We start from the raw sequence: 14,369 nt of genomic DNA on the forward strand, positions 1-14,369 counted from the left end.
GCCCACCCGCAGATGGACCCCGTTCTTTTCGCGCTCTTCATCGGTGCAGCAGTGGCCAGCCTGTTCATGTCGTGGGTCATCGGCGCCGGGTCGAGCGGCGCGACGCCGTTCGCCCCCGCCGTCGGCGCGAACGCCATCGGGACGATGCGCGCCGCCCTCCTGGTCGGAGCCTTCGGGTTCACGGGTGCCGTCACGCAGGGGAGCAACGTCTCGGAAGCCGTCGGGAGCGGCCTCGTCGGCGACATCAGCCTCCCCGTCGCCGGCGTCATCCTGGTGTTAGCGCTGGGCGCGGGGTTGATGGCGGTCGGCATCACGACGGGGTACCCCATCGCGACCGCGTTCACCGTGACCGGCGCGGTCATCGGCGTCGGTCTCGCGCTCGGCGGGACCCCGGTCTGGGCGAAGTACCGGCAGATCGCCCTCGTCTGGACGTTGACGCCGTTCGTCGGCGGGGGCATCGCGTTCGGGATCGCGAGCCTCCTGCCGCGTCCCGGGGTCCCCGAGCGGTACTGCGTTCCGGCGCTCGCCGGTCTCGTCGGCGCCGTCCTCGTGAACGTCCGGTTCAGCTTCCTGGGCGACGGGAGCGCCTCGGGGACCGTCCGCGGTCTCGGACAGCGGGCGCTGGAGGTCGACGGCCTCGCGTCGGGGGTCGCCGTTACCGGCGTCGCCGCGCTGGTCGTCGCCGCCGTCGTCTGGTGGGACATCGGGCGCGACGAGCGCGCCGGGCTCCGGCGCGTGTTGCTCGCGCTCGGCTCGCTCGTCGCGTTCTCCGCGGGAGGTAGTCAGGTCGGGCTGGCCGTCGGGCCGCTGTTACCCCTGCTCGACGAGGTCGGGACGATTTCGACGTTCACCGTGCTCGTCGGCGGGGGGCTGGGGATGCTCGTCGGGTCGTGGACGGGCGCACCGCGGATGATCAAGTCCCTCGCGCAGGACTACTCGTCGCTCGGGCCGCGACGCTCGATCTCGGCGCTCGTTCCGTCGTTCCTGATCGCGCAGCTGGCCGTCCTGCTCGGCGTTCCGGTGTCGTTCAACGAGATCGTCGTCAGCGCCATCATCGGGAGCGGCGCCGCCGTCGGCGGCCGGGACGCGGTCGACCTCCGGAAAATCGGTGTGACGGTGGGAGCGTGGGCGGGGTCGTTCGGGGTCTCGTTCGCGCTCGCGTACGCGGCCGCGCCTATCCTCCTCTGAAATCGGCCGTCACTGTATTCTGACGTCGACCGCCGCTTCGCTTCGAGCGCAGCCGTCACCGCCGCGCGTGCGACCGATGTCCCGCGCGTGCGCCGACCGGTCGTCTGGACCGGCGAGCGCAGTACGTTACGCATAAGTTATGAATGGTCGGCCCGAGGTTATTCGGATATAGTATTGTGCGATAATCCCAAAACCGTTATAGGCGTGAACCGGGTAGAGTGAGTTGAACAGAAATGTGCCAACAGCGAATTTCCAACTGCGAAGACCGGGGGACGGATCGATGTCAGGGTTAGAGATTCCCACGTGGGACCCGGAGACGGCCATGCTCATCGGCGCGATCCTCTTGGAAGCGATCGTGCTGTACGTGGGTTACGGCGGGATCGAGCGCCTCTTCGGGCCCCGCTTCATGCGACTCCTAATCGGAGGCGAAGAGGATGCTCAGTAGCCTCTCCGACGGACTCGGCCTCCTCGGGACGAGCCCGGAGATGGCGGCGCTGTTCGTCGGCTTCGGCCTCGTCGTCGGCGTCCTGTTCGGCTTCTTCGGGATGGGCGGGTCGTTCCTCGTTACCCCCGCCCTGCTGATGCTGGACTACCCGGCGCCCGTCGCGGTCGGTAGCGGGATGGCGTTCGTCTTCGGGACGGCCGTCATCGCGACGTTGAAACACCACGACCTCGGGCAGGTCGATTACAAGCTCGGCGCGATCATGATCACCGGGACGACCGTCGGTATCGAGGCCGGCCGCGCCAGCGTCTACTACCTCGAATCGCTGGGACTCGCCGGCGGCGTCATCAGCGTCGCCTACGTCGCCCTGCTCGGCGGCGTCGGGGCGATGGTCACCCGTGACGCCCTAAAAAACGACGACGGCGGCGGCATCGACCACGAGGCGGCCGACCGCGACCTCAGCGAGTACGAGATCCCCGAGATCGCGAAGACGATTCAGCGGACGGTCCGGATTCCGCCGATGGTGACGCTCCGCGGCGACGTCCGCGTCTCCGCGTGGGTCATCACGGCCGTCGCCTTCGCGACCGGCCTCCTGTCGGGATTCCTCGGCGTCGGCGGCGGCTTCATCCGGATGCCGGCGATGATCTACGCGATCGGCGTCCCGGTTCCCGTCGCCGTGGGAACGGACCTGTTCGAGATCGTCTTCTCCGGCGGGCTCGGAAGCTACCTCTACGGACAGGGCGGCGGCGTCGACCTCGGCATCGTCGTCCCGCTGCTGTTCGGGAGCGCGCTCGGCGCCCGCGTCGGCTCCGCCGCGACCGCCGTCGTCGACTCCGACGGCATCAAGGTGTACTTCGGCGGGATGCTGCTCGCCGGCGCCATCGCGGTCGGCATCGGCGAGATCGGGTCCTACATCGGGAACTCGCTCATGGAGACGGTCGGACTGGTCCTCGTGATCGGCGCGGCCGTCGTCGTCGCCGCCGCGGTCATCTACACGTCGGTCGTCTCGCTGCGGACGACGCGCGGCCGACAGACGGCGACGACGGACTGAACGCGGCCGCTCTGGTCGAGGCCGGCCGTCGACCCACGCGACGAGCCGTCGCGGACCCGCCGTTGCGGACCCGTCGTTGCGGACCCGTCGTCGCTCCGCGACCCGACGAAGCTAGCGCACAATTGTGTAATCTATACACAAGTCTTTTAAGAGCTCACGGCATACGGATAGGTAACAAAATGCCAGATTCGATGTCCGAACAACTCCAGCGGGACATGGTGTGCGAAGGGCTCTTAGAGTGTTTCCACGGACTCAAACAGCTCGACAAGCGGGTTTTCCAAGAGCTCGTCCAGACCGAAACGCCGCTGACGATCGACGAAATTGCCGACGAAGTCGACCGCGAGCGCTCGACCGCGTATCGGGCCGTGCAACGGCTGCTTCAGGCGGGCTTCATTCAGAAGGAACAGGTGAACTACGATCAGGGCGGGTACTACCACGTCTACAGGCCGACCGACCCGGAAAAGGTCGCCGACGACATGCAGCGGATGCTCAACGACTGGTACGCGAAGATGGGTCAGCTCATCCAGGAGTTCGAGGACAAGTACGAGCAGGTGGAGACCTCGTCTCCGGCCGCCGAGAGCTAGCGCCGGCGCTCACTCGCGCCGACGCGGACCGATCGCCCGACTTCGAGGCGAACCGACTCTTCCGTACCGACCGACCTCCGACGCCGACCACCCGGTTTCGCAGGTCACCGAGAGCGCCGCGAAGACATCCGTGGATCCGATCAGATGGTATTGCTCGTTAGCTACAATTCAGGATCGGAGACGATCGGCGTCGGCGACCGTGAATGGCGCGCGACGGCGCGAGCCGCGACCCCCAGACACGCCGCTGAGGGCGCTCGACGCCGTCTCGGAATCGACCCGCTTCGAAGCCGGCGGCCCGCGTCCGAAACGAGGGGCACTCGAAACGGCGGTCGCGAACGAAATCGTAGACCGTCGCGACCGCAAAAATAACAGAATTCGTACTATAGTTAGTAAAGGGTACTTCTCGACACGCGCGAATTGACAGAGGCCACGTCCCTGTGATCTGTTCAGCCGGATTCGAGTATCCCCGTTCCGAGGCTCAAAGTCATGAACAGGCGATTTAAGCGCACTGAGCGTGTCGTTCGGTACGTTACTGCGCCGAGACAGTCGGAGGTCGAACCGGCAATGAGGCGCTCGACCCGATGCGTGGTCCGGGGCAACGAAGAAACCGCCCAAATCGGGCTAATAACGGCCTACAGTGCTGTTCGTGTGAACGGCGTCGAGACGTGACCGCGTCTGACCGCTCAGCGGCAATACGACCGAGGATATATATGCAATACGGTATTTTTATTAATTAGTCTAAATTATGAAGTGTTATCGGGTCTCCAGCGCGGCCGGAGAGGGTCGTCACCGAATCTCCTCCTCCCCCTCGCCGGGGATCGCGGTGGTTCCGGACCACCGCCCTCGCCGGGGGCGGAGTCGTCCCGGGCCGCCCCCTTCGCCGGGGGGCGGAGTCGTTCCGGACCGTTCGCGAGCGGCCGCCGTCAAGCGCGCTGGCCTCCGCGTGAGGCCCCTCACGGTGCCGTCCTAGCGCACCCGCGAGGATCAGTGCGCGAGCGGCGCAGGTGCGAAGCTCCGTGACAGCGGTATACGTGTAATTCAGTCGAGTCGAGACGGTCTCCCCATAATTCTTATTACCCGCCTTCGGTGAGGTAGCGCATGGAGAGGCCAAAAACGGAGTCGGTACGGGCGACGGGGACCTCTATGCGCGTACTGACGGCCATCGCAGACCGGGATGAGGGAGTCTCTATCGCGGAGTTGGTGGAGAGCCTGGACCTGGCCAAGAGCACGGTGTACAAACACCTGATCACGCTCGAGGAGCACGGGCTCGTCGTCAAGCGCGAGGACGGCTACCGGCTCGGTCTCCGCTGCCTGGAGTTCGGCGGGATCGCCCGGCAGTACGACGGCGTCTACGACGTCGCGAAGCCGGAGGTGCGCAAGCTGGCCGAGGAGACGGGCGAACTGGCGAACCTGCTGTTCGAGGAGCGGGGGCTCGGCATCTACGTCTACACCGCTCGCGGCCGGCAGGCGATCGACTTCGACGTCCACCTGGGACGCCGCGTCTACCTCCACACGACGGCGCTCGGCAAGGCCCTGCTCGCGAGCCTCTCCGACGAGCGAGTCGACGAGATCGTCGACCGGCACGGGCTGCCGGCTCGGACCGACGAGACGATCACGACCCGGGACGCGCTGTTCGAGGAGCTCGACCGGATCCGCGAGGAGGGGTTCGCGTACAACGAAGAGGAGCGACTGGGCGGGCTCGGATGCGTGGGCACGCCGATCGAGACGGGGGAGCGTCGAAACGCCGCGATCAGCATCATGACGCCGATCAGCCGCCTGAAGCCCGAGGAGCAGCGGCGCGCGTACACCGAGAGCCTCAACCGGACGGCGAACGTGATCGAGGTCAACCTCACCCACGGACGGTCGTGAACACACGCGAATTACAATTACACCACCAGTCGACATCATTACAATCGTAGTAATGTAATGAAACGGGTGAATGAGCCGAATTCGGCAGCGGAGCCGCTCGCCGGCCGAACGAATGACACGACTCGCAGTTCGAATATAGGAAACCGATTTTCTTCTCGACGGTGGGTGATTCGACCCGGATCTGGATCGGATTCGGTCGTATTGGCTCTCGGTGACTGACCGAAACAGGCGATATTTCGGTCAAAGCCGACGGAACGTCCGAAATGGCTCGAAAAAACACCAGTAGCAAGACAACGTCGTAATGTACGATATTCCGAAAACTCGATAATCAGTCGTTCGGAACGACGAAACATCTCGGCTGCGGATCGGCAGCGGGCCGAGAAGGGTTACGCGACGCGGTTCCGCAGCGATTCGGCCGCCTGATAGCGCTCGACGTTCTCCATCACGAGCTCGGCGATGTCGAGGTGGTACCGGTTGGTCGCTGACCCCTTGTGCGGCGAGATGATCACGTCCTCGAAGCCCCAGAGCGGGGAGTCGTCTGGGAGCGGCTCGGTCTCGAACACGTCCAGCCCCGCGCCGTCGATCGCGTCGCTCTCGAGCGCGTCGACGAGCGCGGTCTCGTCGACTAACGGGCCTCGGGCGACGTTGATCAGGTACGCGTCGTCGCGCATCGCCTCGAACTCCGCCTCCCCGATGAGCCCGTCGGTCTCGGGGGTGTGCGGCAGCGCGAGCGCGACGAAGCGCGCGTCGTCGATGGCGTCGTGGAGGTCCGACGGGTCGAATATCTCCGACACGCCCGGGACCGGCTCGTCGGACCGTCTGATCCCGATCACGTCCATCCCGAGCGCGTCGGCGCGCTCGGCGATCCCCCGGCCGATCGTTCCGAGACCGACGACGCAGAGCCGCTCGTTCTCCACGGTGAACGGCCGCTCGTACGCCGGCGTGTACCACTGCCGCTCGTTCTGGTGGTCGCGGTACACGTGGTGGAGACGCGCGAGCGACAGCATGTAGCCGAGCGCGACCTCGCTGACGGTGGTGTCGTGAATGCCGGTGCTGTTGGTGAGCGGGACGCCCGCCGCCTCGTAGGCCGCGGTGTCGAACTCGTCGTAGCCGGCGCGGATACAGTGGACCCACCCCGCGTCGAGGAACTCCGGTCGGGGGACGTAGGTGGCGACGGCGTCGGTCTCGTCGTAGCTCTCGCCGTCGCCGACCAGTCCGACGTCGAGGTCGAGGTCGTCGAACGCCTTAACGAAGGCCTCGGGCGGAATGACGTTCTCGACGGAGTCGTGAACGGACAGGGTATCGAGTTGCGCTCGGTCTGACATACGCGGACCGTCGTCACAGCGGCGTATCAGTCCTTCGGGAGCCGGCAAGATTAGGGACGCGGCCGCGACGGCTCGGACCGCAGCGACGCTCGAAGCGACGAAACCGGCCTCGACAGGTACCTTTATTTAACCCCGGACCGGAGCCAGAAGTATACGATCAAATAAAAGATGAACGTTACAGAAGCCATCGCGAAAGCACTGAAAGAGGAGGGTGTAGAGTATCTGTTCGGATTCCCGAGTAACCCGCTGTTCGACACGGGCGCCGCCGAAGACGCCGGTCTCCGGACAATCATCACTCGTCAGGAGCGGACGGCGGTCCACATGGCGGACGCTATCGGCCGGCTCACGTCCGGCGACGAGGTCGTCGCCTTCGCCTGCCAGCACGGTCCGGGGACGGAGAACTCCATCGGCGCCGTCGCGCAGGCGTACGGCGAGTCGTCGCCGCTGGTGGCGATCCCGGCCGGCTACGATCGCGCCAAGACGGACGTCGATCCGAAGTTCAACTCCCTGGTGAGCTACCAGAGCGTGAGCAAGACGTGCGAGCAGCTCTCGGACCCGGACGCGGTCGGGGAGACGTTCCGCCGGGCGTTCACCGCGGCGCGCAACGGCCGCCCCCGCCCCGCGGTCGTCGAGGTGCCGAAGGACGTCTTCTGGGAGGAGATCGGCGACTTCGAGTACGAGCCGTCGAGCGCCAACCGCGCGGGCGTGGACCCCGACGCGGTCCCGGCGGTCGCGGACGCCCTCGTCGACGCGGAGAACCCGGTCATCTTCGCCGGACAGGGCGTTCACTACGCCAAGGGGTGGGACGAGCTGAAGGAGCTCGCCGAAACGCTCGAAGCGCCGGTCGCCACGAGCCTGAACGGGAAGAGCGCCTTCCCCGAGAGCCACCCGCTCTCGCTCGGCGCCGGGAGCAAGAGCGAGCCCGGACAGCTCGCGCACTTCCTCGACGAGTGCGACGTCCTCTTCGGCGTCGGCTGCAGCTTCACCGAGACCGCCTACGGGATCACGGTCCCCGAGGGCAAGACGGTGATCCACTCGACGCTCGATCCCACCGACATCGACAAAGACGTCGGCTCGGAGATGGCGCTCGTCGGCGACGCGCAGCTCGTCCTCGACGCGGTGACCGACGCCGTGGCGGAGCGCGTCGACGACGACCGCGGCCGCTTCGACGACGTGGCCGAGGAGATCGCGGCGGTCAAGGCCGACTGGCTCGACGAGTGGGAGCCGAAGCTCACGTCCGACGAGACCCCGATCAACCCCTACCGCGTGATCCACGAGATCACGAACGTCGTCGACCCCGACGAGACGGTCATCACGGCCGACGCCGGGAACCCGCGGGACTTCCTCGCGCCGTTCTACGAGACGGACGAGCCACTCTCGTACATCGGCTGGGGGAAGACGACGCAGTTGGGCTACGGGCTCGGGCTCGCGATCGGCGCGAAGGTCCGCTTCCCCGAGAAGCTCTGTCTCAACATCATGGGCGACGGCGCCATCGGAATGACCGGACTCGACTTCGAGACGGCGGTCCGCGAGGACGCCCCGATCCTCACCGTCCACCTGAACAACTACGAGATGGCGTCGTACGACACGCCGTTCGGCGGCGACTTCGCCGACGTCGGCGAGGCCCTCGGCGGCTACGGGGAGCGCGTCGAGGACCCCGAGGAGGTCGCGCCCGCGCTCGAACGCGCCATCGAGAAGACGGAGGAGGGCACGCCGGCCCTCTTAGAGATAATCACCGCCAAGGAGACGGAGCTCTCTCGGCCCGACCTGGAGTGAGGCCCGGGAGAGCTCGGCGGTCGACGGCGCCCGCGGCCCGGTAGTCCGAGGTCGGCCCGGTCGGTGGACCGCGTTCGAGATGCTCGGACGGGCCGACCGGGCGGCGGGGCGTTTCGCGGAGCGCGGCGAGGCGCCGCGTGGCCGCCTCGTCGACCGATCCCGTATGCTCGTATTTCGATCCGCGCTCGACGGTCCGCCGCGCCGGCGCGAGGGGCCGCGCATCGCGAGACGGGACGGTGACGCCCATAAGTATTTATGCGATTCGCGTAATCGATCGGTATGACGCTAGAAGACGACTCATTGGAGTATCACCGGGCCGACCCGCCCGGGAAGATCGAGATCGCGACGACGAAGCCGACGAACACCCAGCGAGACCTCTCGCTGGCCTACTCGCCCGGCGTGGCGGGGCCGTGCCGCGAGATCGCAGACGACCCCGAGAAGGCGTACGACTACACGGCGAAGGGGAACCTCGTCGGGGTCGTCTCGAACGGCTCGGCCGTGCTCGGTCTCGGCGATATCGGCGCCACGGCGTCGAAGCCGGTCATGGAGGGGAAGGGAGTGCTGTTCAAGCGGTTCGCGGACGTCGACGTCTTCGACGTCGAGCTCGACATCGCGGACGTCGACCCCTTCTGCGAGGCCGTCGCGGCGATGGAGCCGACGTTCGGCGGGATCAACCTCGAAGACATCAAAGCGCCGGAGTGCTTCAAGATCGAGGACCGGCTCCAGGACGAGATGGACATCCCGGTGTTCCACGACGACCAACACGGCACCGCCATCATCAACGGCTCCGGCCTGATCAACGCCGCCGACATCGTCGACAAGGACCTCGGCGACGTGAAGGTCGTGTTCTCGGGGGCCGGCGCGTCGGCGCTCGCGACCGCGCACTTCTACGTCTCGCTCGGGGTCGAGCGGGACAACATCACGCTCTGTGACTCGACGGGCATCATCACGGAGGCGCGGGCCGAAGCGGGCGACGTCAACGAGTACAAGCGTGAGTTCGCCCGGGACGTCCCGGACGGCGACCTCGCCGACGCGATGGAGGGCGCGGACGTGCTGGTCGGCCTCTCGGCCGGCGGGATCGTCTCGCCGGAGATGGTGCGGTCGATGGCCGATGATCCGATCATCTTCGCGATGGCGAACCCGACCCCGGAGATCGGCTACGAGGAGGGGAAGAACGCCCGCGACGACACGGTGGTCATGGCGACGGGCCGGTCCGACTACCCGAACCAGGTGAACAACGTGCTCGGCTTCCCGTTCATCTTCCGCGGCGCGCTCGACGTCCGGGCCTCGGAGATCAACGAGGAGATGAAGGTCGCCTGCGCGGAGGCGCTGGCGGAGCTGGCGCGGCAGGACGTCCCCGACGCGGTGCTGAAGGCGTACGGCGACGAGCCGCTCCAGTTCGGGCCGGAGTACATCCTCCCGAAGCCGGTCGACCCGCGCGTGCTGTTCGAGGTCGCGCCGGCGGTCGCGGAGGCGGCCATGGAGTCCGGCGCCGCGCGCGACGAGGTCGACCTCGAAGCGTACCGCGACGACTTGGAGGCGCGCGTCGGGAAGTCGCGCGAGATGATGCGGATCGTCGTCAACAAGGCGAAACAGGACCCCAAGCGCATCGCGCTCGCCGAGGGTGAAGACGAGAAGATGATCCGCGCGGCGTACCAGCTCTCCGAGCAGGGGATCGCCGAGCCCGTCCTGCTCGGCGACGCCGACGCCATCGCCGGGACCGTCGGCGACCTCGGCCTCGACTTCGAGGCGACCGTCGTCGACCCGACCACCGGGGAGTACGACGAGTACGCGGACCGCCTCCACGAGCTCCGCAAGCGGAAGGGCATCACCCGGAGCGAGGCGGGCGACCTGATCCGCAACAACACCGACTACCTCGGCAGCGTGATGGTCGACCAGGGCGACGCCGACGCCATGCTGACGGGGCTGACCCACCACTACCCCTCGGCGCTCCGGCCGCCGCTGCAGGTCATCGGGACCGCCGACGACGCCGAGTACGTCTCCGGCGTCTACATGCTGACGATCGGGAACCGGGTCGTGTTCTTCGCCGACGTCACGGTCAACCGGGAGACCGACGCCGACGTGCTCGCCGAGACGACGCGCCACACCGCGGACCTGGCGCGGCAGTTCAACGTCGACCCGCGGGCGGCGCTGCTGTCGTACTCCAACTTCGGGAGCGTCGACGCCGACACGACCGAGGCGCCGCGGGAGGCGGCCGCCATGCTCCGCGACGACCCGGCGGTCGACTTCCCGGTCGACGGTGAGATGCAGGCCGACACGGCGCTCGTCGAGGAGATGCTCACCGACACCTACGAGTTCTCCGAGCTCGACGAGGCCGCAAACGTCCTCGTCTTCCCGAACCTGGAGTCGGGGAACATCGGCTACAAGCTGCTCCAGCGGCTGGGCGACGCGGACGCCATCGGCCCGATGCTCGTCGGCATGGACGAGCCGGTCCACGTGCTCCAGCGGGGCGACGAGGTCAAAGACATCGTCAACCTCGCGAGCGTCGCCGTCGTCGACGCCCAGCAGCGCGAGTAACCGCCGCGACGGGACCGCGTCCGGGCGGTTCGAACCCCCGACGCGTTCCGCGCGACTCGGAGCGACGACTCGCGTCCTCCCGGCAGTCGTACCGTGTTGACGCGTAACATTCATGCCTACGCCACTCTGAAGACAGTCAATTAACCGATGGGATCGAAGAACACAACACCGGATCCGTCCACCGACCCGCGGGCGAATTACGATTACCAGAGCGAGACCGAGCACGACTCGTCGCTCGTCGCCGACCTCGACGCGCTCGTCGACGGCGACGTGCGCTTCGACGAGTACTCCAAGCAGATGTACGCGACCGACGCCAGCGCGTACGAGGTGACGCCGATCGGGGTCGTCTACCCGACCTCGACCGCGGACGTCGCCGCCGTGATGGAGTACTGCGCCGCGGAGGAGATCCCCGCGCTCCCCCGCGGCGGCGGGACGAGCCTCGCCGGCCAGTCGGTGAACGAGGCGATCGTCTTGGACTTCACGCGGTACATGACCGACGTGGTCGACGTCGACCCCGAGGGCGAACGGGCCCGGGCCCGGACGGGGATCACCCTCGGCGAGCTGAACCGCACCCTCGAGCCGCACGGCCTGAAGTTCGCCCCCGACCCGTCGACGGCGGACCGGAGCGCGCTCGGCGGCGCCATCGGGAACAACACGACCGGGGCGCACTCCCTGAAGTACGGGAAGACGGACGCCTACGTGGAGGAGGTCGAGGCGGTGCTGGCCGACGGGAGCGTCGAGACGTTCGGCGAGGTCTCGGTCGCGGAGCTCCGCGGGGCGGCCGACCCCGACGGAACGACCCTCGAACGCATCTACGCGGAGATCGTCCGAATCATCGACGAGGAGGCCGACGAGGTCGACGAGCGGTACCCCGATCTCAAGCGGAACGTGTCGGGGTACAACCTCGACGTGCTGATCGAGGAGGCCGAATCGGGGACCGTCAACCTCGCGCGCCTGCTGGTCGGGAGCGAGGGGACCCTCGCGATCGTCACCGAGGCCGAAGTGAGCTTGGAGCCGATTCCGGAGACGAAGGGGGTCGCGCTGCTCACGTACCACGACCTGCTCGACGCGATGGAGGACGTCGGCCCGATCCTCGAACACGACGCGGCGGCGGTCGAAGTGCTCGACGGCGTCCTCGTCGACCTGGCGCGCGAACTCGAGGAGTTCAAGGACGTCATCGGCCTGTTGCCCGACGAGACCGACTCGTTCCTGCTGATCGAGTTCTACGCCGACGACGAGGAGTCGGCCAAGAGGCAGGTCGACGACCTCATCGAAGACCGCGTCGGCGACTTGGCGTTCGACGGGATGGCGGCGTACGACGAGGAGACCCAGAAGAAATTCTGGAAGATGCGCAAGGCGTCGACGCCGATCCTGCTGTCGCGGACGGGCGACGAGAAGCACATCGCGTTCATCGAGGACCTCGCGATTCCGCCGGAGCACCTGCCGGAGTACACCAAGGAGTTCAAGGAGATCTTCGAGGACCACGACACGTTCGGGAGCTTCTACGCGCACGCCGGCCCGGGTTGCATGCACGTCCGGCCGCTCATCAACACGAAGAACGCCGAGGGGACCGAGACGATGGTGTCCATCTCCGACGCCGCCACGGACCTCGCGGTGAAGTACGGCGGGTCGGTCTCCGGCGAGCACGGCGACGGGCGCGCCCGGACCCAGTGGAACCGGAAGCTGTACGGCGATCGCCTCTGGCACGTCTTTCAGGACCTGAAAACGGCGTTCGACCCCGACTGGCTGCTCAACCCCGGGAGCGTCTGCGGCGATCACGACATGAGCGAGAACCTCCGGTTCGGGGAGGAGTACGAGTTCGACGCCGGCTTCGAGCCGGCCTTGGAGTGGGAGAACGAGAACGGGTTCCAAGGAATGGCCGAACTCTGTCACGGCTGTGGCGGGTGTCGCACCAGTCAGGAGGGCGCGGGCGGCGTGATGTGTCCGACCTACCGGGCGTCACAGGAGGAGATTACCAGCACTCGCGGTCGCGCGAACCTGCTCCGGCAGGCGATGAGCGGGGACCTCTCCGAGGACGAGCAGTTCGACACGGAGTTCATGCGCGAGGTGCTCGACCTCTGCGTCGGCTGTAAGGGGTGTTCGATCGACTGTCCCAGCGAGGTCGACATGGCGAAGATGAAGGTGGAGGTGGAACACGCCCACCACGAGGAACACGGGGCGGACCTCCGGTCGAAGCTGTTCGCGAACGTCGACGCGCTCTCGAAGCTCGGGAGCGCGACGGCGCCCCTGTCGAACCTCGGCACCAAGGTCCCCGGCGCGCGCGTCGTCATGGAGAAGACGCTCGGGATCGCCCGAGAGCGCTCGCTCCCGACGTTCCACCGCGAGACGTTCGTGGACTGGTGGGCTGACCGCGGCGGGTCGACGGTGAGCGAGTCGACCGCGGACCGGCGCGTCGTGCTGGTGCCCGACACGGTCACGAACTACAACAACCCGAAGGCCGGGAAGGCCGCGGTCAGGGTGCTCGAAGCGGCGGGCGTCCACGTCTCCGTCGCCGAGGAGATCACCGACAGCGGCCGCCCCGCGCACTCGAAGGGGCTCCTCGGGAAGGCCCGCGAGACGGCCGAAGCCAACGTCGCGACGCTGGCGGCGCACGTCGACGACGGGCGCGACGTCGTCGTGGTCGAGCCGTCCGACGCCGTCATGCTGCAGTCCGACTACCTCGACCTGTTGTCGTCCGACGCCGCGGCACAGGTCGCCGAGCACGCCTACGGCGTGTTGGAGTACCTCGACACCCGCCGGCTCGACGAGGCGCTCGACGCCGACGGCGGCGCGGAGCGGCTCACCTACCACGGCCACTGCCACCAGAAGTCGGTGAAGAAGGACCACCACGCGGTCGGCGTCCTCCGGCGGACGGGGTTCCGGGTCGACCCGCTCGACACCTCCTGCTGCGGGATGGCCGGGACGTTCGGCTACGAGTCGGAGCATTACTCGATGAGCCAGGCCATCGGCTCCATGCTGTTCGACCGGATCGACGACAGCGACGGCGACTCCGTCGTCGCCCCCGGGGCCTCCTGCCGGACGCAGATCGGCGACGAGTACGACGAGAAGCCGCCGCACCCGATCGAGAAGATCGCCGACGCGCTGGCGTAGGGCGCCTCGGCTCGCGGACGTCGTTCGGTAGTTAAATAGGGACGAGCGCGGCGACGGTGTTTATCAATGATTGCGACGGTGCAGTGGCGCGTGCCGGTGAGCGGCCGACAGGCCGTGAACCGCACGCGCGAGGGAGTCGCGAACGGAGTGAGCGACGAGGCTGGGGAGGCGTGAGGTGCTGTGCGGAGCGGTTGGGTGGGACTCAAAGGGGCAGCCGTGAGGGGCGCGGAGGCGTTCACGAGAGCTCCGCTCTCGTGGGCCAATCAGAACGCTTCGCGTTCTGATGACGATGCAAGCACCGCAGGGAGCGAACAGAGTGAGCGACCGAGGAGCGCAGCGAGCGTGCGCGCCCCTCACGGCTGGGGCTTTGGAGGTGTTCACCGGGTCGTCAGCGACCTATGCGCGATCGGCTACGTCTTTGGAGTGGTTCACCGGCGCTCCGAAGTCAACCGTTTATAAACAAAAACGACGAGAAACCGTTTTTC

At 67.2% G+C, this 14,369-nt stretch carries 9 protein-coding genes; 8 read left to right on the forward strand and 1 reads right to left on the reverse strand.

The window, feature by feature from the left end; genetic code table 11:
* Positions 1–12 precede the first annotated feature (12 nt).
* The 5 genes from DJ75_RS01405 (at position 13) to DJ75_RS01420 (ending at position 5,134) form a co-directional block, all read left to right on the forward strand.
* A complete protein-coding gene (locus tag DJ75_RS01405) occupies positions 13–1,188 on the forward strand; it encodes an inorganic phosphate transporter (RefSeq protein WP_094522092.1) in 1,176 nt (391 codons plus the stop codon).
* A gap of 280 nt (positions 1,189–1,468) precedes the next feature.
* Positions 1,469–1,633, forward strand: a complete 165-nt coding sequence (locus DJ75_RS18440; protein WP_170938209.1) for a hypothetical protein — start codon at positions 1,469–1,471, stop codon at positions 1,631–1,633.
* Positions 1,623–2,681, forward strand: a complete 1,059-nt coding sequence (locus DJ75_RS01410; protein ID WP_094522093.1) for a sulfite exporter TauE/SafE family protein — start codon at positions 1,623–1,625, stop codon at positions 2,679–2,681. Before DJ75_RS18440 ends, DJ75_RS01410 begins: the two co-directional genes overlap by 11 nt.
* A gap of 179 nt (positions 2,682–2,860) precedes the next feature.
* Entirely contained in the window at positions 2,861–3,265 is a 405-nt protein-coding gene (locus tag DJ75_RS01415; RefSeq protein WP_094522094.1) for a helix-turn-helix domain-containing protein, read from the forward strand.
* Between the two features lie 1,098 nt (positions 3,266–4,363).
* Positions 4,364–5,134, forward strand: coding sequence for an IclR family transcriptional regulator (locus tag DJ75_RS01420; protein WP_094522095.1), 771 nt, complete (start codon positions 4,364–4,366; stop codon positions 5,132–5,134).
* Between the two features lie 386 nt (positions 5,135–5,520).
* Here the strand turns inward: DJ75_RS01420 and ddh are convergent, their stop codons facing one another.
* A complete protein-coding gene (gene ddh, locus DJ75_RS01425; RefSeq protein WP_094522096.1) occupies positions 5,521–6,459 on the reverse strand; it encodes a D-2-hydroxyacid dehydrogenase in 939 nt (312 codons plus the stop codon).
* A 168-nt stretch (positions 6,460–6,627) separates the two neighbouring features.
* Between ddh and DJ75_RS01430 the strand changes: the two genes are divergently transcribed.
* From DJ75_RS01430 to DJ75_RS01440, 3 genes are all read left to right on the forward strand, one after another.
* Positions 6,628–8,235, forward strand: a complete 1,608-nt coding sequence (locus DJ75_RS01430) for a thiamine pyrophosphate-requiring protein (RefSeq protein ID WP_094522097.1) — start codon at positions 6,628–6,630, stop codon at positions 8,233–8,235.
* A 279-nt stretch (positions 8,236–8,514) separates the two neighbouring features.
* Entirely contained in the window at positions 8,515–10,773 is a 2,259-nt protein-coding gene (locus tag DJ75_RS01435) for an NADP-dependent malic enzyme (RefSeq protein ID WP_094522098.1), read from the forward strand.
* A gap of 147 nt (positions 10,774–10,920) precedes the next feature.
* Entirely contained in the window at positions 10,921–13,884 is a 2,964-nt protein-coding gene (locus DJ75_RS01440; protein ID WP_094522099.1) for an FAD-binding and (Fe-S)-binding domain-containing protein, read from the forward strand.
* Positions 13,885–14,369: the final 485 nt, after the last annotated feature.

Origin of the sequence: Halorubrum sp. Eb13 (genome assembly GCF_002252895.1) — an archaeon.
GTDB lineage: Archaea > Halobacteriota > Halobacteria > Halobacteriales > Haloferacaceae > Halorubrum.